We start from the raw sequence: 23,788 nt of genomic DNA, 5'->3' as shown, positions 1-23,788 counted from the left end.
ATGATCGAGGAGTTGCTGGGGCGCTCGTACGACGAGTGGCGGGCCGCGGCCGACAAGCTCGTCCCCGAGACCCGCCCCTACATCGACGGCGCCTTCGCGGACGCCGCCTGCGCCGACCGTTTCCCGAGCGTCTCGCCACGCGACGGGAAGGTACTGGCGCAGGTGCAGGCCGGCTCCGCCGAGGACGTCGACCGGGCCGTGCGCTCGGCCCGGGCCGCCTTCGAGGACGGCCGCTGGCGCGATCTCGCGCCCAAGGAGCGCAAGCGGATCCTGCTGCGCTGGGCGGAGCTGATCGAGGTGAACGCCGAGGAACTGGCGCTGCTCGACACGCTGGAGATGGGCAAGCCGATCACCGAGTCGCTGCGCGTGGACGTGGCCAAGGCCGCGGAGACGATCCGCTGGTACGCGGAGACGATCGACAAGACCTACGACGAGGTCGCCCCCACTCCCGGGGACGCGCTCGCGCTGATCACCCGGGAGCCCCTCGGCGTCGTCGGCGCCGTCGTCCCGTGGAACTACGCGCTGCTGATCGCCAGTTGGAAGCTGGGGCCGGCGCTCGCCACCGGCAACAGCGTGGTGCTCAAGCCCGCCGAGCAGACCTCGCTCGCCACGCTGCGGCTGGCCGCGCTCGCCACCGAGGCGGGGCTGCCGGACGGGGTGTTCAACGTCGTCCCCGGCCGGGGCGAGGTGGCCGGGCAGGCGCTCGGCCGGCACCCCGATGTCGACAAGATCGCCTTCACCGGCTCGGCGGAGGTGGCCCGGCTCTTCCAGGTGTACGCGGGCGAGTCCAACGGCAAGCAGATCGCCGTCGAGGCGGGCGGCAAGTCGCCGCAACTCGTGCTGGCGGACGCCGACATCGAGGCCGCCGCGTCCGCCGTGGCCTGGGGCATCTTCTACAACGCGGGCCAGACGTGCAACGCGGGCTCCCGGGTCGTCGTGCACTCCTCCGTCAAGGACGAACTCCTCGCCGCCGTACGCCGGATCACCGTCGACACCTTCCGGGTCGGCGACCCGCTCGACCCGGCCACGGTGCTGGGCCCGATCGTGGACGAGGCCCAGCTCGCCAAGATCCTCGGCTACATCGAGCGCGGCACCGCGGACGGCGCCACCGTGCTGCTCGGCGGCAACCGGGTGCTCACCGAGACCGGCGGCAGCTATGTGGAGCCGACGGTGCTGGACGGGGTGGCCAACTCCTCCGTGGTCGCGCAGGAGGAGATCTTCGGGCCCGTGCTCGCCGTCGTGTCGTACGACGACGACTCCGACGACAACGCCGAGGGCGTACGGCTCGCGAACCACAGCGACTTCGGGCTCGTCGCCTCGGTGTGGACCCGGGACGTGACCGTGGCCCACCGCACGGCACGGCGGCTGCGGGCCGGCACCGTGTGGATCAACACCTTCGACGCCAGCGACGTCATCACCCCGTTCGGCGGCTTCAAGGCGACCGGCGCGGGCCGCGACAAGTCCCTGCACGCGCTCGACGCGTACACGGCGCTCAAGACGACGTGGATCAACCTCGCCTGACCCGGCGAACACACCCTCTCCTGTCTCTTCTTCTCTTCTTCTTTTCTTCTCTTCTCAGCGAGGACAACTGATGAGGATCGGTTTCATCGGCCTGGGCAACATGGGACGCCACATGGCCCGCCACCTGATCCACGCGGGACATCTGGTCACCGTGCACGACAGCCGGCCCGAGGCCGCCGCCGAACATCTCGCGCTCGGCGCGCGCTGGGCGGACTCCCCCGCAGACTGCGCCCGGGAGGCCGAGTTCCTGATCACCATGCTGCCCAACCCGCGCGTCGTGGAGGACGTGCTGCTGCGCGGCGGGGCGGCCGACGCGCTGCCCGAGGGCGCGCTGTGGATCGACATGTCGACCTCCACTCCCGCCACCGCCGAGCGGATCGCGGCCGAGGTGCTCGACGCACGGCGGGTACGCCGGCTGGACGCGCCGGTCAGCGGGATGGCGCGGGGCGCCGAGGCGGGCACGCTGCAGATCTTCGCGGGCGGCGCCGACGACGACTTCCGGATCGCGCTGCCGGTCTTCGAGGCACTGGGCGACCCCGACCGCGTCCTGCACGTCGGCCCGCTGGGCGCCGGCTATACCGTCAAGCTCATGATCAACCTGCTGTGGTTCAGCCACCTGGTCGCCACCAGCGAGGTACTGGCGATGGGCGTCAAGGCGGGCGTGGATCTGGGTGTGCTGCGCAACTCCCTGCTGGCCTCGCCCGCCGCGTCGAACTTCCTGGAGCACGACATCATGTGCGTGCTCGCCGACGGCGACTACGACGACTCCTTCGCCATGGTGCTGGCCTGCAAGGACCTCGGTCTCGCCGTCGACCTCGGCCGCGACCTGGGCGTCTCCACGGAGCTGTCGGCACTCGTCGAGCAGATCTACCGCCGCGCCAAGGCCCAGCACGGCGACCTCGCGGGCGAGATGAGCCCGGTACGGCTCTACGAGGCGCTGGCCGGGCGGGAGTTCAGGCTGCCGTCCCCGGCCGCCGCGCTCGACGCCACCACCCTCACGGTCTGACGCCACCGAGTCTTCCCAGGAGCCGCACCCATGACCGACAGCCTCACCCCCTTGAGCCTCGACACCGTCTGCCGGGTCGAGTTCGGCCCCGGCCGGATCGAGCTGCTGCCCGAACTGATCGCGGCAGGCGGTCACCACCGGGCGTTCGTCGTCACCGACCGGGGGCTGCGCGCGGCCGGTGTCGCCGAGCGCGTCCTGAAGATCCTTGCCGCGGCGGGCGTGGAGCACACCGTGTACGACGAGGTGGCTCCCAATCCGTCCACCGGGAACGTCGACGCGGGCGCCGCCCGGGCCCGTGCCTTCGGCCCGGCGGTGGTCGTCGCGCTCGGCGGCGGCTCCGTGCTGGACGCCGCGAAGGGCATCTCCCTGCTGGTGGGCAATCCCGACGCGGTCGCCGCCGATGCCGACCACCTCTGGGAGGCGGCCGACGGGCTGCCGCTGATCGCCGTGCCCACCACCGCCGGAACCGGCGCGGAGACCAACGGCTTCGGGGTCATCGAGGACGCGGTGGCCTGCCGCAAGGTGTACATCGGCCACCCCTCCGTCAAACCCCGCATCGCCGTCCTCGACCCGGAGCTGACGCTCGGCCTGCCGCCGGCGGCGACGGCCGCGACCGGCATCGACGCACTGGTCCACGGCATCGAGTCGCTGGCCTCACGCGGCGCCAACGCGTTCTCCGTGGCGTTCGCCGCCCAGGCCGTGGCCATGATCGGGCACGCTCTGCCGCTCGCCCACCGCGACGGCACGGACCTCGACGCGCGCGCCGAGCTGATGATGGGCGCGCATCTCGCGGGCCAGGCGCTGACCCTGTCCGGGCTCGGGCTGGTGCACGGCATCGGCCATGCGCTCACCGCCCGCACCGGCACCCCGCACGGCGTCGCCCTGGCCGCCGTCCTGGAGGAGGTCATGGAGTTCAGCGCACCGCAGGCGCAGCAGGCGTACGAGCAGGTGGCCCGGGCGCTGCGGGTGGCCCCGCCGGCCGACGGCGACTGGGCCGGGGCGGCCGTGACGGCGGTACGGGAGCTGTCCGGGGCGCTGGACCTCAAGCGCCCGCTGCGCGCCCTGGGCGCGGACCGCTCCCTGCTCCCGGCCATCGCGGCGGGCGCGGTCGCCGACGCGGTGACGAAGAACGCGCCCCGGCTGCCGCGGGAGCCGGAGGTGCTGGACATCCTCACGGCGGTGTACTGACCGGTGTACCGACCGTATCGGACGTGCGGCGCGTCCGGTGCGGGAGCACGCTGTAGGAATGAGGCTCCGGCTCGGCGCCGGGAGCGCGCGGCAGCCGTGGCTGTCCTCACACGCGCTGCTGCTGCTCCCGGTCCTGCTCATCGTGGTGATCACGGTCGTGGACATGAACTCACCCACGAACGTGCACCTGGGCCCGGCGCTGGTGATCGCGCCCGCGCTCACGCCCTCCTTCGCCGGGCCCCGGACCACGGCGGCCATCGGGACGCTGGCGGTTGCCGCCCAGATCCTGATCGGCGTCACGCACGGCGGGATCGGCACCATGAACCACATCGTGCAGATCATCACGCTCGCGGTGCTGTCGGTGATGGTGGTGATCTACAGCGTCGTGCGGGAGCGCCGGCAGGCCCAGCTGGCCCAGGTGCGCACGGTCGCCGAGGCCGCCCAGCACGTGCTGATGTGGCCGCTGCCCGAGCAGATCGGCGCGCTGCGGATCGCCTCGCTGTACCTGGCCGCCGAGGACGAGGCACAGATCGGCGGTGACCTGTACGCGGTGACCCAGTACGAGGGCGGGGTCCGGGTGATGATCGGTGATGTGCGCGGCAAGGGGCTCGCCGCCATCGGCGAGGCCGCCCTGCTGCTCGGCTCGTTCCGGGAGAGCGCGCACCGGCACATCCCCCTCGCCGAGCTGGCGGGCCTGCTGGACCAGAGCATCACCCGCTATGCGGCCGATCTGGAACCGCCCGAGGAAGCGGGCGAGCGGTTCGCCACCGCGCTGCTGGTGGAGATACCGGACCGGGATCCGATCACCCGCATGACCAGCTGCGGTCACCCGCCCCCGCTGCTGCTGAGTCCCGGCCATGCCGTCACGGTCCCGAGCCTGCATCCGTCACCGCCGCTCGGTGTGCACGGTGACACCGAGCACACGCTGGACGTCTTCTCCTTCGAAGCCGGTGACACCCTGCTGCTCTACACGGACGGTGTCATGGAGGCCAGGGACACCCGCGGCCGGTTCTATCCGCTGACCGAGCGGGTCATGCCGTGGACCGAGGAGAGCCCCGAGGCGCTGATGCACCATCTGCGGCGCGATCTGCTCACCCATGTGGGCGGCCGGCTGGGCGACGACGCCGCCCTCATCGCGATCAACCGCACGCCCGTCGAACGGCGCCGGCACCACGGCCGGGCCGTCGGCACCGACGCCTTGGGGCACGGGTGACGACCACGCGCGGCGAACGGGCTGTCCCGGGCGACCCCACGGGGGCGTGCGCCCCGCTCCGAGTGGGGCGGGGCGGGGCGCACGCCCCGGCTCAGCCCACCGACTTGAGGTCGGTGATCTTCAGGGTCCTGAGGTCGGACTGGACGTCGATCCGGCTGACCTGCGGGTGCTTGCCGTCGCTCCAGGTGAGGGTGACGCGGCTGGTGGCGTGGCCCGCCCCGGAACCGGTGTAGGCCACCTGCCACTTCACGGGCACGTTCTGCGCGAACAGGATGCCGTCGGCGTGCTCCTTCTTCTCGAAGGCGGCGACCTTCTTCTGGGCGGCGGCGGAGAGGTAGAAGCGGCGCAGGGCGTCGGCCGCGGGTCCGGCGGACTTGTCGTCGGTGGCCCGGACGGTGTCGATGTAGGCGCCGTAGAAGTCGGCCACGTGCTGGGTGGCGTTGCGCGGGTCGCCCTGGGCGGTGGTCCCGGCGGCGGCACGGGTGGTGTGGGTCGCGGTGGTCCCGGCGAGGGCGGGGGTCACGGCGGCGAGGGTGAGTCCGCCGGTGAGGGCGACGGCGGCGAGCAGGGTCTTGCGGCTGTGAACGGACATACGTCTCATTCCCCCGGTTACGGTACGACCAGGCCGATCCCGGCCGTCGGCGGACGTTAAGACCGGATTTCCCTCGGACCGGTTCCGTCTCGCGAGCCCTTTTTTTGCCCGGCAGTTCCCGGCGTGCGAGGCAGCCGGCGGGTTGGGCCGCAATCCGGTCGACCTGTCGCCCCGTTTCGGTCACTGCTCCTCGACGGACCTCCCGCGGTCCGGCCTCTCGACGAGGCGGGCAAGGTTGTCGAGGGCCATCCGGGTGCCCAGTTCGTTGTCCTCGCGGGGGACGGTGTCGGGGATGCCCTCGTGCAGGATCTCCACGTCCGTGCCGCCGCCGGCCGGGGTGAGGGTCGTCGTCATGGTCATGGTGGCGCGCAGGGCGTCGTCGGCGCTCTCGAACGCGAACACCTCCACCACCAGGGCGTCGGGCACGAGCCGGGCGAAATGGCCGTGGTAGGTGTCGGTGCGCCCGCCCGACTTGCCGGGGGCGGACGCGTCGTCGTAGGTGAGGGAGACCCGGAAGGCACCGCCCTCGCGGGCGTCGAAGGCGTGGACGCGGGCGCTCATGCCGGCCGGGACCCGCCAGGCCGCGATCGCGTCCGGGTCGGTCAGGGCCCGGTACACGAGCGCCGCAGGCGCCTGCACCCGCCGGGAGACTCGGGTGGCATACATGGGCCCACGCTACCGGCCGGACAGGAGCAGCACCCACCGCATGCGGTCCGCGGGCTCAACAACCCCCGCGGGCACGGTGGTTCGCCGCCCTCGGTGGAGTCGCGGCTCCCGGTCGGGCGCACCCCCCGAGCCGGCACGCAGGGCCGACATGACAGCCACCGGATTCAGCCCGGAGCGGCTCGACACGGGCAGGCCGCTTCCCGCCCGGAGGTACGACTGGTTCCTGGACGCGGGCACGGGGATCCCCACGGAGCCGAATCCGCACCAGGTCGCCCGGGCGGCCGCCCCCAACTCCCGGGTGATGCAGGAGCAGGACCCGTACGGCATCGCCCGCACGCTGCTGGACGCCCTGCCGTCCGGCAGCGATCCGGTCGTCTCCCACGTCAGCGCCGAGTTCGACCACGAGGTCCGCGAGCCGGATCGCGGCCGTCCACCGCTGCGGCGGCACGTCCGTGCGGGCGCACTCGCACGCCGGGGTGTCGCGGTTCTTCGACGGCCTGGAGCCGTGCGGGCCGAGTGCCGTACCGGTCACCTGCCGGTCCCCGGAGCCGGACATGCGGGTCCGCGAGGATCAGCCGGTGCACATCGGTGTCGCCCGCAAGCCCTGGCCGCCTGCCGCGCCAACCCCATACCTCGGACATATGCTGCGAGATGCCGCACCGAAGGGAGTGCCCGTGGCGGACGCCCCACCCTCCTCCGAGCCGGCCCTGCGACCGCTCGGCTTGGAGCATCTCGCCGCCGTCCTCGACCTCGGCCACCGGGTCTACGACACCGACGCCATGCCCTACACCGGCTGGTCGCTGTCGGCCGTCGCGGGGGACCTGGACGCGCCGGACTCCGCCTGCCTGGTGATGCTGGACGGCGACCGGGTGGCCGGGTTCGTGCTCGGGTCGCTCTCCTTCGAACAGCGGGCCGACTGGGGCTATCCGGAGTGGATCGCCGTGGACCCGGACTTCCAGGGGCGCGGGGTCGCCTCACGGCTGGTGAAGGAGTGCTGTGCGCGGCTCGCGGCGGCGGGTGCGGTGTGCGTGGTGACGGACGTGGAGCGGCGCAACACCGCCTCGGCCGAGCTGATGCGCCGCAACGGCTTCACCGAGCAGGCCACGGTCACTCTGTTCGTACGGCCGCTCACCGAGCAGGCCCCGGCCGGCGGCGGGGCGGCTCACGATGCCGCCGCATCCCGGCGGCACTTCACCCGGGCGGCGGAACGGGTGCGTTGAGGTCCGGGCGCCGGCCACCGCGGACAGGGCGCGAACCGGCCGCGGAGCAGGCGGAGCCGACCGATCCGGTCACGTGACGCGAGGACGTGAACGTCATTGCGCAGGAGCGGGCTGCGGTCGACGGCGGTGAGGTCGAGCACGGTGCTCCGGCCGCCGAAGTGCAGACGGCAGGCGAACCGGGGCACCTGACAGAAGAAGGCGACAGCCAGCCCGGCCAGGGCGGGGTCGGGCGGTGGCGGCCAACACCTTGGCGGTCAGGCACGCCCACAGGGCCGGGCGGCCTCCGGACAATGCCCACCGGGGGTGACCAGCCCCGGTCCGGTGACGGCCACCTGGGCGCGCGGCGTGGGGCGTGCACAAAGCGGCCGGTGACGGCAAGGAGGCAGCCGGTGGGCGGCGTCAGGCGCGGGCGTGTGCCAGCAACGCCGCGGCCGCTGTGCGCAGTTGCCGGGCCGCCGTGGTGCAGGCGGCGGCCTGTCGGTACAGGGTGGGGCGGGTCCAGTCGGGTGCCGCCGGGCAGGTGCCGAGGGTGGCGGCCGTGGCGGTCAGGCGGCGGGCGTAGCCGTCCATGAGGTCGGCGTCGGCACGCAACGCCTCGGCGTGGACGAGGAGTTGACCGGCCGTGGCCGTGGTTGCTCGGAGGGACTCGGTCACCATGGCGGCTCCCACTCGGCTTGGGCTGGGACGGACGGGACGTCAGCGGGGCAGGACGGCGCCGGCACTGCGATGGAGCATGAACTGGGGGCAGGTGAGCGCGAACAGGGGCCGGGTCGCGTCGAGGCCGAGCCGGCGCAGCTGACCGGCGAGGGGCTCGGCCGCCGCGGTGTCCAGTCGCAGCCGGACCCCGGTGCCGGGGTGCAGCCGCAGCCTGCCGTGGGCGCGGACCAGGGTGCGTACGGTGCTCTCGCCCCGGCGGCCGTAGAGGATCCAGTCGGCCTCCGGACACCGCCCGCCCGGGCCCAGCCGGCCCTCGACGGTGATGCCCAGGTTCCGCGAGCGCACTCCGATCTCCCGGCCCATCAGATCAGCCTCGGCACTCATCCGCATCACCGGCTGGCCCCAGATCTCCCGGGCGACCACCCGGGCCTCCTCGCTGGTGACGGCGAGGCAGAGGACGTAACGGCCGGTACGGCGCAGGTCCACCCGGCGCAGCAGGTCCGCGACGACGTCGTACGGGCGGGGCCGCCACAGGTCGTCCACCAGGACGGACAGGCCGATCTCGGTGTACGGGCCGATCGTGGTGCAGCGGTGTTCGTACAGCGACAGCACCGCGAGCGCGCGCCGCCCCAGCCGGCTCGGGGTCAGCCAGGTGGCGTCGGGCAGCAGAGCGCGTGCCGCGTCGACGGAGACGGGATAGCACAGGTGGGCGGCGGAGGAGTCGTAGTAGCGCACCGGCACGTCGACGGGCCCGGCCGTGGTGGGGATCGTGGTGGTGGGCAGGGCGAGGAAGGGGTAGCCCTCGGGTGGATGGGCGCGGTCCTTCAGCCGGTAGGCCCGGGTGCGCACGATGGGGCCCCGGTAGGGCCTGAGCGCCTCGTCGAGGCCCTCGCGGGCCTCGGGGATCACCGTACGCAGGTGCTCGATGTAGGCGCGGAGCATGTGGCAGAGCGGGAACTCGGGGGTGGGCTCCACGTAGTCGACCTCGTACCGGTTCGGGTGCGGGGTGGATGCCGAGCCCGCTGCGCGGCCGTCGAGGACGGGGACGATGTCGTGCCGGTTGGTGATCGTGGCGACCCAGGTGCGCGGGTCGGCGGTCTTCTGGCTGCCGGTCGGGGAGCCGACGGCGACGACGTGCGTGACCTTGTACGTACGGCAGAACTCCTGGTCCTGGGCGAGGTTCAACAGCGCGATCCCGCCCTCGCCGTGCCCGATGAGCGCGAGGTGGGCGCCGCGAGGGATGCCGTAGTCCTGCAGGGCGAGCTTGATGGAGCGGGTGTAGAGCGAGTCGGTCGTGAACAGGTTGCGCCAGGCTCCGACGAAGTCCTGCGGGGAGTCACTGCGGGGGCGGCCCGGTGCCATGCCCGGCGCCTGGACGACGTAACGGACCACGCCGTCGGGTCCGCGCACGTTCTGCACGAGGATCCGTCCGTCGGTGGAGAGCACCTCGATGTTGCGCAGGTACCCGAGCAGGGAGCCTTCCGTCGCTATGATCTGCCGCTCCTGGCCGCACAGGTCGACGGCCTCGGCGACGCCCTCGCCCTTGCCCGGGCCGGCGGGGCGGACGGTGCCGTGCGGCGGGTCGGCGGACGGGCCGCGGCCGGCGGTGAGCGCCCAGCCGGTCCCGCCCTTGTCCGGATCCTCGTCCAACAGGGTGCGTATGGCGAGGAGTTCGGACATCAGTGGCGCGAGCCCGGACAGGGCTCGCTGGGCACTCCGGTCCCGGAACAGCGCGCGCAGGGCCCGTACGGCCTGCGGGTCGCGGTCGGCGGTGACGGCCTCCAGCAGCCGCCGCATGCCCGGATCGCGCCCGAACTCGGGGTGGTCGGCCAGTACGGCAGCGATCCTCAGCCGCAGCGAGGTGACCGCTACCAGCGCGGCGAGGCTTTCACGGCCCAGCACCTCACCGGCCGCGCCGAGCACCCGCCGCACGCCCTTGGGGGCCGTGCGGGCCGAGCCACCGAGTCCCTGCTTGTTCGTCAGGGCCCGCAGCAGCGCCCACTGAGCGGCGAGTCCGGTGCGGGGACGGTGGCGTACGGAGGCGATCAGGGCCGGCGCGAACAACGCGGTGCTGGTGCGCGCGGACACGGCACGGATGCCCTCTGCGATGTCGACCACGTCCCGCGCGCAGCCGCGCAGCACGTCCCTGGCCTCCTGACCGTCCGGCACGGGCCGTCCGGGTGCGTGGCCGTCCGCTCGCATCCGAGACTCCCTCGCTTCGACGTCTTACGGCAGCCGGCGTACGACGGGGGACGGGTTGCGTCCGTGCCGGCAGCACGCGGCCCTGCCTCTCATGGTCGGCCAGGGGCACCGGGCTCGCACCTTCATCGGCCCGGATACGGGGTGCCCGCTGGGGCGCTGCCGCCCGCCTGAGCCGGGGCCCGGGCGCGGCCGGCCCGCGCGCAATCGCCGTGCCCGCCCCCTCCGACCCGCCCCGCCCCGCCTCGGGGGAGGCGCGCCGTGACGACGTCACCCGAACGGCCGGTGGCCACGGTGGGGCTTGTCGCCGAGGGGTCACCGAGAGAGGGACACGGCCGCCGGCTGTGGTGACCTCGAGGACCGGGAACCGGCCCGGGCGGTGGCCCGCGCCGTGCCGGCGACCGAGCCGCGCCCGGGCAGCACCACCACGAGGCCACCGCCCGGGCGGCATCGCCGCGAGGCCGCCGCCTGCCGGTGGGGCTGCCCGGCGGCGGCGGACCGGTGACACGGGCGTCGTACCGCCGGGCCCTCACGCGCCGGGCATCAGGCCCGCCGCGACCGTGGCGCCCAGCTCCCAGCACGCCTCGGTGTCGGCCTTGCCGGGCTCGCCGGTGACGGTCACCGGCTCGGCGGCCCGGCGCCAGCCCAGGCCGGTGGTGACGGCCTCGATGGCGCGGACGGCGCCGGTGACGTCGTTGCCCCCGTGGACGTAGTAGCCGAACGGCCGGCCCCGGGTCGCATCGAGGCAGGGGTAGTAGATCTGGTCGAAGAAGTGCTTCAGCGCACCGGACATGTAGCCGAGGTTCGCCGGGGTGCCGAGCAGATAGCCGTCGGCTTCCAGGACGTCGGAGGCGGTGGCCGCGAGGGCGGCCCGCCGGACGACGCGGACACCCTCGATCTCCGGTGTCGTCGCGCCCGAGACGACGGCCTCGAACAGCGTCTGGCAGTTGGGCGAGGGGGTGTGATGGACGATCAGCAAGGTAGGCACACCCCGCACCCTGCCGTGTGGTCTCGGCCCCTCGCAAACGGCGGGCACATCGCGGGCGGCACGGCGGGCGGAGCATATGCGCTCGTCGCCGTCGGTGCTCTCGGCTACAGTTGCGCCCCTCTCCGGGAGGGGAGACAACAGTGCAGGTCAGGCTGGGAGCCATGGGCGGCGGAGTGGTCGTCGCGGTGGCGCTGGCGGCGGTGCTCGGCGGGTGCGCGGAGTCGGCGGACGGTGGCGGGAATAAGGCGGCGGGCGCGTCGGCGTCCGCGAAGGGCACGGCGGACGGAGGGTCCGGGGCGGGCAAGGGGGCCGCGGCGAGCGGCGGCACGATCGGCGCGGCCGGTTCGCTCTGCGCCCTGCCCGTGCGTTTCGCCGTCGCCGAGCGCTGGAAGGCCAAGGGGATCGCCGCCGAGGCGGAGTTGTCGAGGGCGTCGAAGGGATCCGACAGCGATCCGACCGCTGCGCTCGCCGACAGCCTGCTGCGCCAGGGGCCGGTCACCGCCGCCTGCGAGATCGACGCCAAACCGGCCGGCAACATCGGCTTCCTGCGCGTGTGGACCGGCAAGGACGCGAACACCGACGCGGGCACGGTGCTCCGGCAGTTCGTCGCCGCCGAGGACGGCACGAGCAAGGCGAAGTACCGCTCCGTCAAGACCGGCGGCGGCCTTGCCGGCGTGGAGGTGGAGTACCTCTACACCAGCAAGCTCCTGGGGGAGACCAAGACGGAGACCGCCCTCGCGGTCGGCACGCCCGACGGGCCGGTCGTCCTGCACCTCGGCGGCATGGACACCGAGGAGCACGAGGCGATGCGGCCCGCCTACGAACTGGCCAAGCAGACCATGGAGTTGACCTGAGGAAGGGCACACGCGTCCCCTGGCCGGTGCGTGGTCAGTGGCGCGAGCGCGCGGCCCGCAGGAACATGATCAGGCCGGCCACGGCGAGCAGCGTGCCCACGGCCGAGGGCCACAGGTGGGCGACGCCGGTCTGCGCCACATCCCCTTGCACCGCAAGGGGTTGGGGCGGTGCAGCGGTGGGCGGGAGGTGCCCGGCGAGGGGGGTCGAGGTCGGGGCGGACGGGGACGGGGACGGGGCGGGGGAGGTCGTCGCCCCGGTTTCCGTTGTCCCGCCGTGGGTAGCCGTCGGCGCGGGTGCCGTGCCGGTGCCGTCGCGGCCGGGGGTGCAGACACGGCCGGAGTTGATGCAGTCGACCATCTCGCGCATCAGATCCTCGTCGAAGAGGTTGATGAAGTCGCCGTGGTCGGTGACGGGTTTGTGCAGCTCGTCGGGGAAGGAGTCGATCGCGAAGAGCGGGACGGTACGGCCGCCGTCCTCGAGACTGGGTGCCCGGACGCCGTAGACGACGCGCTGCACCAGCTGCGGGATGGCACGAAAGCCCGCCGGGCAGGAGCCGTCGGGGGCCGTGAAGACCACATGGGTACGGTGGTCGGCGCTGTCGGTGTTGCGGCCGTCCCAGCAGCTCGGGAACCGGAAGGTGCGCACGACGTCGCTGCCCGGCGGGCACAGCGGGTACTTGTCCGTCAGCTGCCGGTCCTCGTAACCGGTGCAGCTCCAGGACGCGTTGGCGTTGCCGGGGCCGTTGACGAGGGCCTTGGCGTCGCCCGTGACGATGCGCAGCATCCAGGGCATGGCCGTGACCCTGCCGCGCGGGTTTCCCACGAAGGTCAGCGTGACCTGCTCGGGTGTGACGATCCGGCCGGCGTTGCCCTCCGTGCCGCCACCGGGGGATCGCGCGTCGCGTTCTTGTGTGCCGTTCTGCAGGCGCAGCACGGGCCAGTAGTACGAGGACTTGTCGCCCCGGTCCACGCAGCTCGTGTCCGCCCGCGCCAGGTCGTCGTCACTGGCGAAGGCGTTGTTGCCCTGGTTGCCGACGTAGTCGTGCATGTGGTGGGCGCCGTCGGAGACGCCGGGCGCGACGATGACGTTGTCGGAGTTGAACAGGCCGCCTGCGTTGACACCGCAGTCGGAGGTGAAGGTGCCGCGCGAGGCTCCGGCCTGCTGCGGCGGGCCGGGCAGGTTCGGCTCGACGGAGGTGATGTCCGCGTAGTCGGAGACCACGGGCCCGTTGCCGCCCTGACCGGCGCCGTTCCTGCCGCGCACGGTGCCGCCCTGCAGGTCCGTGGCGTTCGGGGTGGCGGCGGCCCGACCCGTGCCGTGGCGCCCGGCGGCCGAGGCGTAGACGTTGGCCACGACGAGGGCTGTGCCACCCAGCATCAGGACGACGGCCGCGAGGGCCGCGCGTCGTGTACCGGTCGGGCGTCGTGTACCGGTCGGGCGCCGTGCGCCGGTCGCGCGTCTGCGGCTGGTGCGTGCCAAGGTCGTCCTCTGTGTCGTGCGGGACCGGATCCGGGTCCAGGCCCGGGCATGCAGACCCCCAACCTCATACGGAGGGCGGCTGCATCGTGTTCAACAGGATCGCTGAATCAGCGCCATCTCACAGGAAAAAGCGGCTCCCGTCACTTCCCTCTCGAAGGTCACCGCGAACATCACAATTACGTATCGGACATTCCACGCTCCAACCTTCACACGAGGTACACACCTTGGCTAGGTTGACGCGAGGCCGCCCGGCTCAGCCGGACGAATCGGCCCAACTGCCCTACGGGGCAAGGAAGGAGCGTGTCTTCCATGGTGCCGGAGAGCCGCGACGAGGTTCGGCAGCGGATCGATTCCCTCTACGACCGGGCCGAGAACGAGACCGGGAACTACAACGCGACCCGGGCCATGGCGGCGGTGACGCGCTCACGGGGCGTTCCTCTGGCCAAGCGGTCGGGGCGGCAGCCGGATCCCGCGCTCGACGAGGTGACGCGGCAGTGGTTCGAGGCGGCCCGTGCCAGGCTCGGCCCGATCGTCCCCGCCGTACTGCCCGCCGACCGGCGCCCCGGCCGCCTGCCGGCCCCGGCGCGCTCCCGGGACCGGATCGCGGGCGGCGGGCCGGACACCTGGGGCACAGACCTGGCCGCCCGGCGACCTCCGGCGCTGGAACAAGCCCCCGGCCGCCGCGCGGTGGCCGAGCTGACGGCCGGCGACACCGCCTCGGACTCCTCGAGCGGACCCCGGACCGACCCGAACAGCGCCCGCACGGAACTGCCGGGGCCGCGCCGTCCCGAACTGCCCGGCGCGGCACCGCATGTGACCGACCTGGGCAACGGCCCCGGCCGGCCCGGCACCCCGAGCACAACGCACCCGAGAACGCCTGACGCACCCGCACCGGGCCTCGGCACACACCTGGCGGCGATGTCGACAGCGCCTGATGCATGGGGCACCACTACCTTGATGGCGCCCGGCGCGGCGGGAGCGGTGACCTGGATGACGCCTGGCGAGCAGGGCGCAGCGAGTGTGACGAGCGCCGGTGTACTGGACGCCACGGCCCTGACGAGCACCGGTGCGCCCGCCGCTACGGCCCAGACGTCCTCTCGCGCGCAGGCGGGCACGCCCCTGACCGCGCCCGCCGCGCAGGACGCGGCGGCCCTGATGACGCCCGGTGTGCAGGGCGCGGCAGCCCTCATGCCCCCTGCGGCACACGGGGCGGCAGCCCTGACCGCGCCCGGCACACAAGATGCGACGGCCTTGATGGCACCCGCCACGCAGTGGACGGCACCGGCGGTGGCGCCCGGTCCATCGGGGGCGACAGCCCTCATGACCCCTGGCACGCAGGAAACACTGTTCGGTTCCGGGCCCTTCGAGACGGCCGCTCTGCCGGTCGCCGCGCAACCCGCCGCCCAGGGCACGCCGCTCCGGGAACCCGGGAGCCTGCCCGGCGCCGCCGTACCCGGCCGTTCCACGCCCGCCACCTCGAAGGCGAACAACCAGCGCCGACTGGCCGCCGCGAGTGAGATCCTCTCCCGGCACATCGCCCGACTCGGCGCACCCGCAACGGCCGTACAGCCCTCGTACGTCACGTCCCCCGCGCCCGCACAGCCCGACACGGCCCAGCCCGGCCGGGCAACCGGGTCATGGCAGCAACCGCAGTGGGCGGTGGCAGACGGGGCGGCACCGCCAGAGACCATGTGGCCGGACGCCGCCGCCTCGGCCATCACCACGGGCGCCTTCCTTTCACCGGCGCTCACCGCACCCCTCACCGACACCGGTGCGTTCCCAACGCCGGCCATCCCCGCCTCACCCGCCGGCGCCGACCCGATGTCCTACCCGGCAACCCCCGCACCCGGCACCGGCTCCCACCCGCTCCCGTCCCCTGCCGTCCCCACCGCCCTCACCGACACCGGCTCGTTCCCGTACCCCGGCGGCACCTCGCCACTCATCGACACGGGCTCCTTCCCGCCGCTGAGCGCCGCTCCCGCCGTCGGCACAGGATCCCTCCCGCTCTCCGGCGTCCCCGCGCCCCTCGCCACCGCCACCGGCACCGGCACCGGCACCGGCACCGGCAGCCCCTTCGCCTCGCCCGCGGCCCCTGCCACCGACATGGGTGCCTACGCCACGCAAACTGCGCCGTCTCCCACCCCCTCCCCCGTCCCCGAGTCGTCCCGGTCCGCGCGCGCCGCCGAGGCCATCGCGTTCGCCCGGGCGCAGATCGGAAAGCCGTGCGTGTGGGGGGCGATGGGGCCGGGCTCGTACGACTGCTCCAGCCTGACGCAGGCCGCCTGGAAGGCCGCAGGGGTCACGGTCCCGCGTGCCGCGCACGAGCAGGCGCTGGCCGGTACCCCGGTCACGCTCGCCGGTATCGAGCCCGGCGACCTCGTGCTCTTCTTCGACGACGACCGGCACGTGGGACTGCACGTCGGCGGCGGAATGATGGTGCATGCTCCGGGCCCGGGGTCGACGATCCGTGAGGAGTCGATCTACGGCGCCGGGGAGTCGGCGATCCACCGCATCGTCCGGCCCGCCTGAGCCCTCTTCGCAGTCGGGCCGTCCCGCCGCGCAGCCGACCTGCCCCTCCGTACGCGAGGGGTCTCAGACTCGGCCGTGGCGCCGGTGTGCCCGTCGGCTCTCGTAGTGGTCGAGCAGGGTCTCCTCCAACGGCCGGTAGGACAGGCCCAGTTCACGGACGCTGCGGCCGTTGTCGACGCGGAAGCGGATGCCGAGATGCTTGCTGATGTAGTCCTGGGTGAGGCCGAAGGCAGGGCCGAGGACGCGGACCGGCCAGTGCGGGAGCCGGGTGCGCGGCAGTCGCAGGTCGTGGGGGTGGCGGGCGCGGATGATGCGGGACATCTCGTGGAACGACGTCATGGTCTCGGCGGCCACGATGTAGCGGCCCTCGGCGCACGGGTTCTGCGCCGCCGCGATGTGTGCGTCGGCCACGTCCCGCACGTCGGCGGTGGTGAAGCTGAAGTCCGGTGCGCCGTAGCAGAAATAGCCCTGGAACAGCTCGTCGAGCAGAAAGAGGCTGCCGGAGTCGGTGGCGGGGGTGAAGGAAGGGCCCAGGATCAGTCCGGGGTTGACGGACACCATGCGCCAGCGGTCCTGTGCGGCCTCCGCTTCCCAGGCGGCGCGTTCCGCCAGCGTCTTGGCGTAGTGGTAGGGGTTGTTGCGGACCGTGCTGGTGGTGTTGAAGTGGCGTTCCGACAGCACCTGCCCGTCCATCGCGAGCACGTCGGCGTAGTCGCCGAAGATCGCGCCGACGCTCGAGGTGAAGACCAGGGTGCGGACGTCGGCGGTCCGCCCGACGGCCGACAGGACGTTACGGGTGCCGAGCAGTGCCGGGTCCACGACGTCCCGTCGGCCGTCCCGGATCCGCTCCGGCATGAGAAAGGGCGAGGCCACGTGGAAGACGGTCTCGCAGCCTCGGAACGTCGCGTCGAACGACCCCTTCTTCAACAAGTCGGCTTCGAAGAGGGTGAGTTGCCCCGGAAAGGCTTCCTCCAGCTCCCACAGGGGGCGGACTTTGCGGGCGTCGGCTGCGCGGCGTACCGTCGCGTGCACCTGATGGCCGCGCTCCAGCAGTCGCCGTACCAGATGGCTGCCGACGAAGCCGCTGCCGCCCGTCACCGCCACGGTCGTCCCCACGCTTCCTCACCCCTGCCCCTCGCGGCCGGTCGCCGTCAACGTCAACGTCGACGTCAACGCCGAGAGGATCCCCCGGGGCCGTTCCATAAGGAACCCCTGAACAAGCCATAAGATCACCTTATGGGGTCATAGACGAGACCCGCGTACTAACTTAGGACTGCCTTAGCTTAGGCTTCTTCCCATTCGAGCCGACTGTCCACGTTCGAAGGGAACTGATCATGCCGCGCCCCCTGCGGGTAGCCATCGTCGGAGCCGGTCCCGCCGGGATCTACGCCGCCGACGCTCTGCTCAAGTCCGAGGTGGCCGCCGACCCCGGCGTGTCCATCGACCTCTTCGAGCGGATGCCCGCCCCGTTCGGCCTGATCCGCTACGGCGTCGCCCCCGACCACCCGCGTATCAAGGGCATCGTCACCGCCCTGCACCAGGTGCTCGACAAGCCGCAGATCCGCCTGTTCGGCAACGTCGACTGCCCGACCGACATCAACCTGGACGACCTGCGCGACCTCTACGACGCGGTGATCTTCTCCACCGGCGCGACGGCCGACCGCGAGCTTCCGATACCCGGCATCGACCTGGCCGGCTCCTACGGCGCCGCCGACTTCGTCTCCTGGTACGACGGCCACCCGGACGTGCCGCGCACCTGGCCGCTCGAGGCCGAGAAGGTCGCCGTGCTCGGCGTCGGCAACGTCGCCCTCGACGTGGCCCGCATCCTCGCCAAGACCGCCGACGAGCTGCTGCCGACGGAGATCCCGCCGAACGTCCACGACGGCCTGAAGGCGAACAAGGCCGTGGAGATCCACGTCTTCGGCCGCCGGGGCCCGGCCCAGGCCAAGTTCAGCCCGATGGAGCTGCGCGAGCTGGACCACTCCCCCACCATCGAGGTCATCGTCGACCCCGAGGACATCGACTACGACGAGGGCTCGATCGAGACCCGGCGCGGCAACAAGCAGGCCGACATGGTCGCCAAGACGCTGGAGAACTGGGCGATCCGCGACGCCGGCGAGCGCCCGCACAAGCTGTTCCTGCACTTCTTCGAGTCGCCCGCGGAGATCCTCGGCGAGGACGGCAAGGTCGTCGGCCTGCGCACCGAGCGCACCGCCCTCGACGGCACCGGCAACGTCAAGGGCACCGGCGAGTTCAAGGACTGGGACGTCACCGCGGTCTACCGCGCTGTCGGCTACCTCTCCGAGAAGCTGCCCAAGCTGCCCTGGGACCTCGACTCGGGCACGGTCCCGGACGAGGGCGGCCGGGTCGTCGAGGAGGGCGGCGCCCCTCTGCAGTCCACGTACGTCACCGGCTGGATCCGGCGCGGCCCCGTCGGTCTGATCGGCCACACCAAGGGCGACGCCAACGAGACCGTCGCCAACCTGCTGGACGACCACGCGAACGGCCGGCTGCACACCCCTGCCTCGCCCGAGCCGGAGGCCGTCGACGCCTTCCTCGCCGAGCGCGGGATCCGCTTCACCACCTGGGAGGGCTGGTACAAGCTGGACGCCGCCGAGCGGGCGCTGGGCGAGCCGCAGGGCCGCGAGCGCGTGAAGATCGTCGAGCGCGAGGACATGCTGCGGGAGAGCGGGGCGTAGGTCCCGGGTCCTGTGAGGCTCCGAGGGGGCCGGCGCCGCCGCGCGCCGGCCCCCTCTCCCGGTTCAGGGACTGGAGCACGCCCTTGCTCGCCGGCGAGGCCGGGTGAGGAGCCGGCTCTGCGTTCACCGGCCGCAGATGGTGCGCTGCGCCACCGCCTTGCCCTGGAGATCGCCCGGTGTGGCGGCCGCGACGCCGGCGGCGATCCGCTCGGCCTCCGTGGTCGAGCGCCGTCGCTGCGTCGTCGGTCAGCCGGTGAAATCGCCCGCGACCCCGTATCGAGCAGTTCCGGAGTTCGACCACCCGCGCGTGCCGCGAGAGCCGAGAGAACGGGGCCCGCCCCAGGCGGATGGGTGGGCGGGCCCCGTTCGCCGGATCATTCTGGGCGCCGTGCGGGGGCAGGACCAGGTGCGCGCGGCGATCACCCGACGCGTTCTCCGCGCGCCCCATGGCCACGACACACACCCCGTGCGCGGGGAGCGCACCCCTTGTCACACGCCGCCGCCCGGCCCCGGACGACGCGAATGCCGCCCGAGCGGTGATACTGGGAAGCTCACCCGCCCCCATCAGCAGATTGGCCCATGTCGAACTCCGCAACCGACCGCGCCGCCTTCCCGCAGACCCTGTGGGCGGTCCGCGGCCGCCACACCGGTCCCGCCCCCGAAGAGGTCCTCCGCCGCTCCTTGCGACGGCGCAAGGAGAGCGGGGACATCGACGACTTCGCCGAACCGTCCGTGCCCGACGGCGCGTCCGGCCTGATCTTCGAGGCGCGCTGGCGGGCCGCCGGCACGGTGACCGTGCGGGCTCGGCTCACCCTCGTACCGCCCGCGGCCCGTCCGCAGGGGCACGAGTGGCGGCTGGTCGCGGAGGCCGAGCGCCCCTGGGACGAGACCTGGCCCTCGCCCGCGACCCTGTTCTGGCCCGACGGCGGGGCGGGCGAGGGCGACGACGGCTCCTGGGACCACCACGCCACGGTCGCCGGTCTGCGGCTGCGGCAGGTCAACGCGCTGCCGGAGGACGACAAGGCGATGCGCCGCCGGCTGCGGGACGCGGCCCGGGAGGGGTGGTGCGTCAATGTCGTCGTGCACGAGGCGATGACGCCGGACGAGCAGGGGCGGCTGCCGCTGGCCGGGCTGCTGCCGCCCGGTCTGAGGCACCGCGTGGTGGAGCACCGGGCCGCCCCGCACCAGTTCCGCGCCGTCAACTACGCGCTCAAGGACCTCGGGGTCGAGGTGCCGCGCGGCGGCGCCGTCCTGCTGCCCCCGGACCCTGCGCCGCAGGGGTACGACGGCGCGGAGCACCGGGTGCGCAGTGTCTTCCTGGACGGTTCCGAACCGGACGAACTCTTCGCTGCCCTGCGGCATTTCGCCGCCCAGCCCCGCCCGCTGCCGAGGGGGGCCGCGGAGGCGCTGGCCGAGCTGCGCGAGAACTGGACGCTGATGACCCTCCAGGAGGAGCTGGAGCGCGAGCGGCAGCTGGTCGCCCGGTACGCCGAGGCACTGGAGTCGATGACGAAGTCCCGTGACCTGTACAAGGACGCGGCCGAGCAGGCGCTGGCGGCCCTGGAGGCCTACCGGGACGTCCCCGCGCCCGGCCTGCCTCAGCAGCTGCCCGCACCCCGGACGCCGGGCGCCTTCCAGCAGCTGACGCGGACCTTCGAACGGCTGAGGTTCACGGCCAGGGGCCAGCGGCAGCAGGCGCCCGCGCCGGAGAACCCGGCCGGCCGCACGCCGGACGGCACGCCGCCCACACCGGCCGAACCCGTGGCGGCCAAGCCCCCGGCGGACGGCAGCACGGCTCCCGACCACGGCACGGCTCCGGCCGACGGCGCGGACCGGACGGCGTAGCGCTCGCCCACGACAGAGCACATCGAAAACCGCGCGTAGCACCAGACGGACGCAAGCAGGAACGCGTAGCAGCAGACGGAAGCAAGCAGGAGACGGCATGGACACCGTGACGACCCTGTTGGTGACCGGCGCGGTCGTCGCGGCGGTGCTGCTCGCCGTCGCGGTCGGCCTGCTGGTACGGCTGGTGCGCACCCGGCGTACGCTGGTTCGGGCCGGGCTGCCGACCGGCCCGCGCCGGGTGTTCTGGGGCGCCGTCGCGTACCTGCTGCTCCCCACGGATCTGCTGCCCGACCCCGTCTACCTGGACGACATCGGCGTGCTGCTGCTCGCGCTGCGCAGCATGCGCGCCGCCCGGCCACTGCCGCAGGAGCCGACCGGGCTCTGAACGGCGCCCGGGTGCCGCACCATGGAGCGATGCAGCCCGAGTTCACCGGGATACCCGGTACGCCGAGCGCGCCGGACGTCGCCGTGGTCGTCGACGTCATGCGCGCCTTCACCGTGGCCGCCTGGGCCTTTTCGCGCGGCGCCGAACGGATCGTGCTCGCCGGTACGCAGCGGGAGGCCCTGGAGCTGAAGGCCCGTCACCCCGGCTGGCTCGCCTTTCAGGACGGGGCGCCGGTGCCGGGGTTCGACCTGGCCAACTCGCCCGCCCGGCTGCGTTCGCTGGACGTGAGCGGTCGTACGGTCGTACAGAAGACGACCTTCGGGACGGCCGGGGCGCTGGCCGTGGCGGACGCCGGGCTGCTGCTGTGCACGAGCTTCGTGGTGGCCGGGGCGACCGCCGAGCTGCTGCGGCGGGCCCGGCCGAGGACGGTGACCTTCGTCGTCACCGGGGACGGCGGACGGGCCGAGGAGGATCTCGCCTGCGCCCAGTACATCGCCGACCGCGTCCGTACGGCCGACGCCGATCCCGGCCCCTATCTCGACCGGGCCCGCCGCTCCGACGCCGCCGCCCGGCTCGCCGACGGCGTACGGCGCGGCTGGGCCGGTGTCCACCCCGGGGACGTGGCGATGTGCCTGGAGGCGGACACCTTCCCGTTCGCCATGGTGGCCGCCCGGACGGACGGCCACCTCGTACTGCGTCCGGTGCACACCGGTGGGGCCGAGCCGGGCGGCCGGCGTGCGGCCGGCCCGGCGCAGTGAGTCAGCCTACGGTGTCGCGGCGGGCGCGGCCGGTGACCAGGCCGGTCAGCAACACTGCCAGGGCCGCCAGCGCGGTCGCCGCCGCCGCCGTACCGGCGAGCCACCGCGGGGCCAGCGTCATGTCCCACAGCGGGGGCCGGCCCGGCAGGCCGAGCCGCCAGCCGAGCGCCGGCCCGACGGCGAGGGCCGCGCCGACACCGAGCGCGGCGAGCGCCGTACCGAGCCGGACCTGCGCCGCACGCAGGGGCAGGGCGAGCGCCAAAGCCAGCAGCACGCACAGACCCGAGGCGACGGCACCGGCCAGGGGTACGCTCCGGGACAGTCCGGCCCAGGAGCGCGGGGCGTGGGCCACGCCGCACAGGAGGACGAGCAGCGCGGCGCCCCGGGCGGTCCGGACCGCCGCCCGAGAACTCCGACGGCCCCGTCCCCGGCCGGCCGCGGAACGGCGCACGGCCGGCCGCCCAGCTGCCCCCTTGCGCCCCACCACCGCGTCCACCGTGGACCGCTCCGACACCGTCCGGTCCGATACGGTCTGATCCGACATGGTCTGGTCCGACACGGTCTGGTCCGACACAGGCCGGACCGCCCCTCTCTTGCAAGCCGCCACCGCGTCCGCCATGGGCCGGGACGCCACCGGCCGAATCGTCACCGGCCGGACCGGCACCAGCTCATCCACCACCGGCCCGACCGCCCCTCCCTCACAAGCCGCCACCGCGTCCGCCATGGGCCGGGACGCCACCGGCCGAATCGTCACCGGCCGGACCGGCACCAGCTCATCCACCACCGGCCCGACCGCCCCTCCCTCACAAGCCGCCGCCACGTCCACCGTGGACCGGGACGCCGTGGCTGTCTCCGTGGCGGACCAGTCCGTCGCGGCCCAGTCCATCTCGGTCCTGTCCGTCGTCGGCCCGACCGCCATGGACCAGTCCGCCACCGATCCGGCCGCCGCGCGCCGGTCCGTCGCGAACCGGCGCGCCGTCGACAGCTCCTCCTCCGCGGGCCTCGCGATCGCTGACAGGTCGTTCGCCGACTGTTCGTACGCCGACAGGTCGTACGCGGGCCACTCCCCCGTGGGCCACTCCTCCGTGGGCCACTCCTCCGTGGGCCGGGCCTCCGTGGGCCGGGCCTCCGTGAGACGGGCCGCCGTGGGCCCGTCCTCCGTGAGACGGGCCTCCGTGAGACGGGCCTCCGTGAGACGGGCCGCCGTGGGCCCGTCCTCCGTGAGCCGCCCCGCGGTCCGCGGGTCCTGCCGGTCGGCGGGAGGGTCCGGCACGGCGGCGGGTGCGAACGCCGCCTCGATGGGCACCAGGTGGGCGGTACCGGGCAGCGGGCCGGGCCCGCTCCCGCTGCGGTCCGCCGCCAACTGGCTGATCAGCTCGGCGAGTTCCTCGACGGGCCGATGGACGGCCGCCGCCTGTATGACGGTCTGCCCGCAGTGGGGCTCCAAGGGGGTGTCGTGCAGCAGCCGTATCAGCAGGGTGACGTCCTCGAGGGGACGGCCCTCCGCGGCGGCGCGGATCGCCTCGTCCGCGCCGCCGATCTCCCGGGGCGGCCGAGTGAGCAGGGTGATCAGGTGGGCGAGATCCTCGACGGACCGGTCGAGTCCGACCGCACGCAGCGCGTCGGCAGCGGTCCGGGCGTGCTCGGGCGAGCTTTCCAGCAGCGTGATGAGCCGGACGACGTCCTCGAGCGGCCGGTCGGCCACGGCCGAGCGGACCAGGCCGCGCAGGGGATCGGCGTACGTGGCACCGGCGTCGTCGTACGCGGCCCCGTGGGACCCCACGGCCGCGTCGCGGACCCCGGCTTCACTGCGGACCGGCTGCTGAGTGTCCGGGTCCTGCTGGAGACCTTCGGGCGGTGCCGGTGGTGCCGGTGGTGTCAGAAGGTGCGGGAACGGGTTGCTGACGCCTGTGGGGGCCGGCGCGGAGGCCAAGAGGGCGTCTTCGGGGCGGTCGGATGAAGAGCAGGTGGTCATCTCGGCTCCAGTA

General features: G+C 73.5%; 18 protein-coding genes and 2 pseudogenes. 12 read left to right on the top strand and 8 right to left on the bottom strand.

The window, feature by feature from the left end; genetic code table 11:
• From GQF42_RS39905 to GQF42_RS39890, 4 genes are all read left to right on the top strand, one after another.
• Positions 1-1,521 carry an aldehyde dehydrogenase gene (locus GQF42_RS39905; protein ID WP_233273842.1) on the top strand — a complete coding sequence of 507 codons (1,521 nt, stop codon included), beginning with the start codon at positions 1-3 and terminating at the stop codon, positions 1,519-1,521.
• 70 nt (positions 1,522-1,591) lie between these two features.
• Positions 1,592-2,527, top strand: coding sequence for an NAD(P)-dependent oxidoreductase (locus GQF42_RS39900; RefSeq protein WP_158928185.1), 936 nt, complete (start codon positions 1,592-1,594; stop codon positions 2,525-2,527).
• A gap of 30 nt (positions 2,528-2,557) precedes the next feature.
• Complete coding sequence (locus GQF42_RS39895; RefSeq protein WP_158928183.1) at positions 2,558-3,715, top strand: iron-containing alcohol dehydrogenase; 1,158 nt, start codon at positions 2,558-2,560, stop codon at positions 3,713-3,715.
• 58 nt (positions 3,716-3,773) lie between these two features.
• Positions 3,774-4,928: a PP2C family protein-serine/threonine phosphatase gene (locus tag GQF42_RS39890; RefSeq protein ID WP_158928181.1), complete on the top strand. Its 1,155-nt coding sequence runs from the start codon at positions 3,774-3,776 to the stop codon at positions 4,926-4,928.
• Positions 4,929-5,019: 91 nt separating this feature from the next.
• Here the strand turns inward: GQF42_RS39890 and GQF42_RS39885 are convergent, their stop codons facing one another.
• The gene (locus GQF42_RS39885) at positions 5,020-5,520 is read right to left on the bottom strand and encodes a hypothetical protein (RefSeq protein ID WP_158928179.1); all 501 of its coding nucleotides are present in this window, start codon (positions 5,518-5,520) and stop codon (positions 5,020-5,022) included.
• Between the two features lie 180 nt (positions 5,521-5,700).
• The gene (locus tag GQF42_RS39880) at positions 5,701-6,186 is read right to left on the bottom strand and encodes an SRPBCC domain-containing protein (protein WP_158928177.1); all 486 of its coding nucleotides are present in this window, start codon (positions 6,184-6,186) and stop codon (positions 5,701-5,703) included.
• Between GQF42_RS39880 and GQF42_RS47375 the strand changes: the two are divergent.
• Positions 6,080-6,451 (top strand): annotated as a pseudogene (locus GQF42_RS47375) (hypothetical protein); the annotation flags it as partial. The gene GQF42_RS39880 and the pseudogene GQF42_RS47375 overlap by 107 nt on opposite strands.
• A gap of 409 nt (positions 6,452-6,860) precedes the next feature.
• Positions 6,861-7,406 (top strand): GNAT family N-acetyltransferase, encoded by a 546-nt coding sequence (locus tag GQF42_RS39870; RefSeq protein ID WP_233273641.1) that lies wholly within the window; start codon positions 6,861-6,863, stop codon positions 7,404-7,406.
• Between the two features lie 399 nt (positions 7,407-7,805).
• Here the strand turns inward: GQF42_RS39870 and GQF42_RS39865 are convergent, their stop codons facing one another.
• The 3 genes from GQF42_RS39865 to GQF42_RS39855 all read right to left on the bottom strand — a co-directional run bounded on the left by GQF42_RS39865 (position 7,806) and on the right by GQF42_RS39855 (position 11,250).
• Positions 7,806-8,063: a hypothetical protein gene (locus tag GQF42_RS39865; RefSeq protein ID WP_158928173.1), complete on the bottom strand. Its 258-nt coding sequence runs from the start codon at positions 8,061-8,063 to the stop codon at positions 7,806-7,808.
• Positions 8,064-8,102: 39 nt separating this feature from the next.
• Positions 8,103-10,265, bottom strand: coding sequence for an acetoacetate decarboxylase family protein (locus GQF42_RS39860; RefSeq protein WP_158928171.1), 2,163 nt, complete (start codon positions 10,263-10,265; stop codon positions 8,103-8,105).
• Positions 10,266-10,791: 526 nt separating this feature from the next.
• Positions 10,792-11,250 (bottom strand): flavodoxin family protein, encoded by a 459-nt coding sequence (locus GQF42_RS39855; RefSeq protein ID WP_158928169.1) that lies wholly within the window; start codon positions 11,248-11,250, stop codon positions 10,792-10,794.
• A 140-nt stretch (positions 11,251-11,390) separates the two neighbouring features.
• On the opposite strand from GQF42_RS39855, the gene GQF42_RS39850 reads away from it, so the two are divergent.
• Positions 11,391-12,104, top strand: a complete 714-nt coding sequence (locus tag GQF42_RS39850; protein ID WP_158928167.1) for a lipoprotein — start codon at positions 11,391-11,393, stop codon at positions 12,102-12,104.
• A gap of 34 nt (positions 12,105-12,138) precedes the next feature.
• Here GQF42_RS39850 and GQF42_RS39845 read toward each other — a convergent pair whose 3' ends face one another.
• Positions 12,139-13,584 carry a DUF1996 domain-containing protein gene (locus GQF42_RS39845; protein ID WP_233273640.1) on the bottom strand — a complete coding sequence of 482 codons (1,446 nt, stop codon included), beginning with the start codon at positions 13,582-13,584 and terminating at the stop codon, positions 12,139-12,141.
• A 2,160-nt stretch (positions 13,585-15,744) separates the two neighbouring features.
• Between GQF42_RS39845 and GQF42_RS39840 the strand changes: the two are divergent.
• Positions 15,745-16,113: pseudogene (locus tag GQF42_RS39840) on the top strand (C40 family peptidase); the annotation flags it as partial.
• Between the two features lie 63 nt (positions 16,114-16,176).
• Here the strand turns inward: GQF42_RS39840 and GQF42_RS39835 are convergent.
• Positions 16,177-17,229: an NAD-dependent epimerase/dehydratase family protein gene (locus GQF42_RS39835; protein ID WP_158928165.1), complete on the bottom strand. Its 1,053-nt coding sequence runs from the start codon at positions 17,227-17,229 to the stop codon at positions 16,177-16,179.
• Between the two features lie 218 nt (positions 17,230-17,447).
• Here GQF42_RS39835 and GQF42_RS39830 point away from each other — a divergent pair, with 218 nt between their 5' ends.
• The 4 genes from GQF42_RS39830 to GQF42_RS39815 all read left to right on the top strand — a co-directional run bounded on the left by GQF42_RS39830 (position 17,448) and on the right by GQF42_RS39815 (position 21,800).
• A complete protein-coding gene (locus tag GQF42_RS39830) occupies positions 17,448-18,812 on the top strand; it encodes an FAD-dependent oxidoreductase (protein ID WP_158928163.1) in 1,365 nt (454 codons plus the stop codon).
• A 579-nt stretch (positions 18,813-19,391) separates the two neighbouring features.
• A complete protein-coding gene (locus GQF42_RS39825) occupies positions 19,392-20,657 on the top strand; it encodes a hypothetical protein (protein WP_233273639.1) in 1,266 nt (421 codons plus the stop codon).
• Positions 20,658-20,754: 97 nt separating this feature from the next.
• Positions 20,755-21,042, top strand: coding sequence for a DUF1232 domain-containing protein (locus GQF42_RS39820; protein WP_158928161.1), 288 nt, complete (start codon positions 20,755-20,757; stop codon positions 21,040-21,042).
• A 29-nt stretch (positions 21,043-21,071) separates the two neighbouring features.
• A complete protein-coding gene (locus GQF42_RS39815; protein ID WP_158928159.1) occupies positions 21,072-21,800 on the top strand; it encodes a 2-phosphosulfolactate phosphatase in 729 nt (242 codons plus the stop codon).
• Position 21,801: 1 nt separating this feature from the next.
• Here GQF42_RS39815 and GQF42_RS45185 read toward each other — a convergent pair whose 3' ends face one another.
• Positions 21,802-23,775: a hypothetical protein gene (locus GQF42_RS45185; RefSeq protein WP_199272959.1), complete on the bottom strand. Its 1,974-nt coding sequence runs from the start codon at positions 23,773-23,775 to the stop codon at positions 21,802-21,804.
• Between the last annotated feature and the right edge of the window lie 13 nt (positions 23,776-23,788).

The sequence above is a fragment of the Streptomyces broussonetiae genome (assembly GCF_009796285.1).
Lineage (GTDB): Bacteria > Actinomycetota > Actinomycetes > Streptomycetales > Streptomycetaceae > Streptomyces > Streptomyces broussonetiae.
Note: the sequence above shows the minus strand (reverse complement) of the source record. Positions and strands in the feature narration are given on the sequence as shown.

Excerpts from the sequence above, each read along its gene's own strand:
- GQF42_RS39905 (WP_233273842.1), top strand. The coding sequence starts at position 1 with ATGATCGAGGAGTTGCTGGGGCGCTCGTACGACGAGTGGCGGGCCGCG.
- GQF42_RS39900 (WP_158928185.1), top strand. The coding sequence starts at position 1,592 with ATGAGGATCGGTTTCATCGGCCTGGGCAACATGGGACGCCACATGGCC.
- GQF42_RS39895 (WP_158928183.1), top strand. The coding sequence starts at position 2,558 with ATGACCGACAGCCTCACCCCCTTGAGCCTCGACACCGTCTGCCGGGTC.
- GQF42_RS39890 (WP_158928181.1), top strand. The coding sequence starts at position 3,774 with ATGAGGCTCCGGCTCGGCGCCGGGAGCGCGCGGCAGCCGTGGCTGTCC.
- GQF42_RS39885 (WP_158928179.1), bottom strand. The coding sequence starts at position 5,520 with ATGTCCGTTCACAGCCGCAAGACCCTGCTCGCCGCCGTCGCCCTCACC.
- GQF42_RS39880 (WP_158928177.1), bottom strand. The coding sequence starts at position 6,186 with ATGTATGCCACCCGAGTCTCCCGGCGGGTGCAGGCGCCTGCGGCGCTC.
- GQF42_RS39865 (WP_158928173.1), bottom strand. The coding sequence starts at position 8,063 with ATGGTGACCGAGTCCCTCCGAGCAACCACGGCCACGGCCGGTCAACTC.
- GQF42_RS39860 (WP_158928171.1), bottom strand. The coding sequence starts at position 10,265 with ATGCGAGCGGACGGCCACGCACCCGGACGGCCCGTGCCGGACGGTCAG.
- GQF42_RS39830 (WP_158928163.1), top strand. The coding sequence starts at position 17,448 with ATGCCGCGCCCCCTGCGGGTAGCCATCGTCGGAGCCGGTCCCGCCGGG.
- GQF42_RS39825 (WP_233273639.1), top strand. The coding sequence starts at position 19,392 with ATGTCGAACTCCGCAACCGACCGCGCCGCCTTCCCGCAGACCCTGTGG.
- GQF42_RS39820 (WP_158928161.1), top strand. The coding sequence starts at position 20,755 with ATGGACACCGTGACGACCCTGTTGGTGACCGGCGCGGTCGTCGCGGCG.
- GQF42_RS39815 (WP_158928159.1), top strand. The coding sequence starts at position 21,072 with ATGCAGCCCGAGTTCACCGGGATACCCGGTACGCCGAGCGCGCCGGAC.
- GQF42_RS45185 (WP_199272959.1), bottom strand. The coding sequence starts at position 23,775 with ATGACCACCTGCTCTTCATCCGACCGCCCCGAAGACGCCCTCTTGGCC.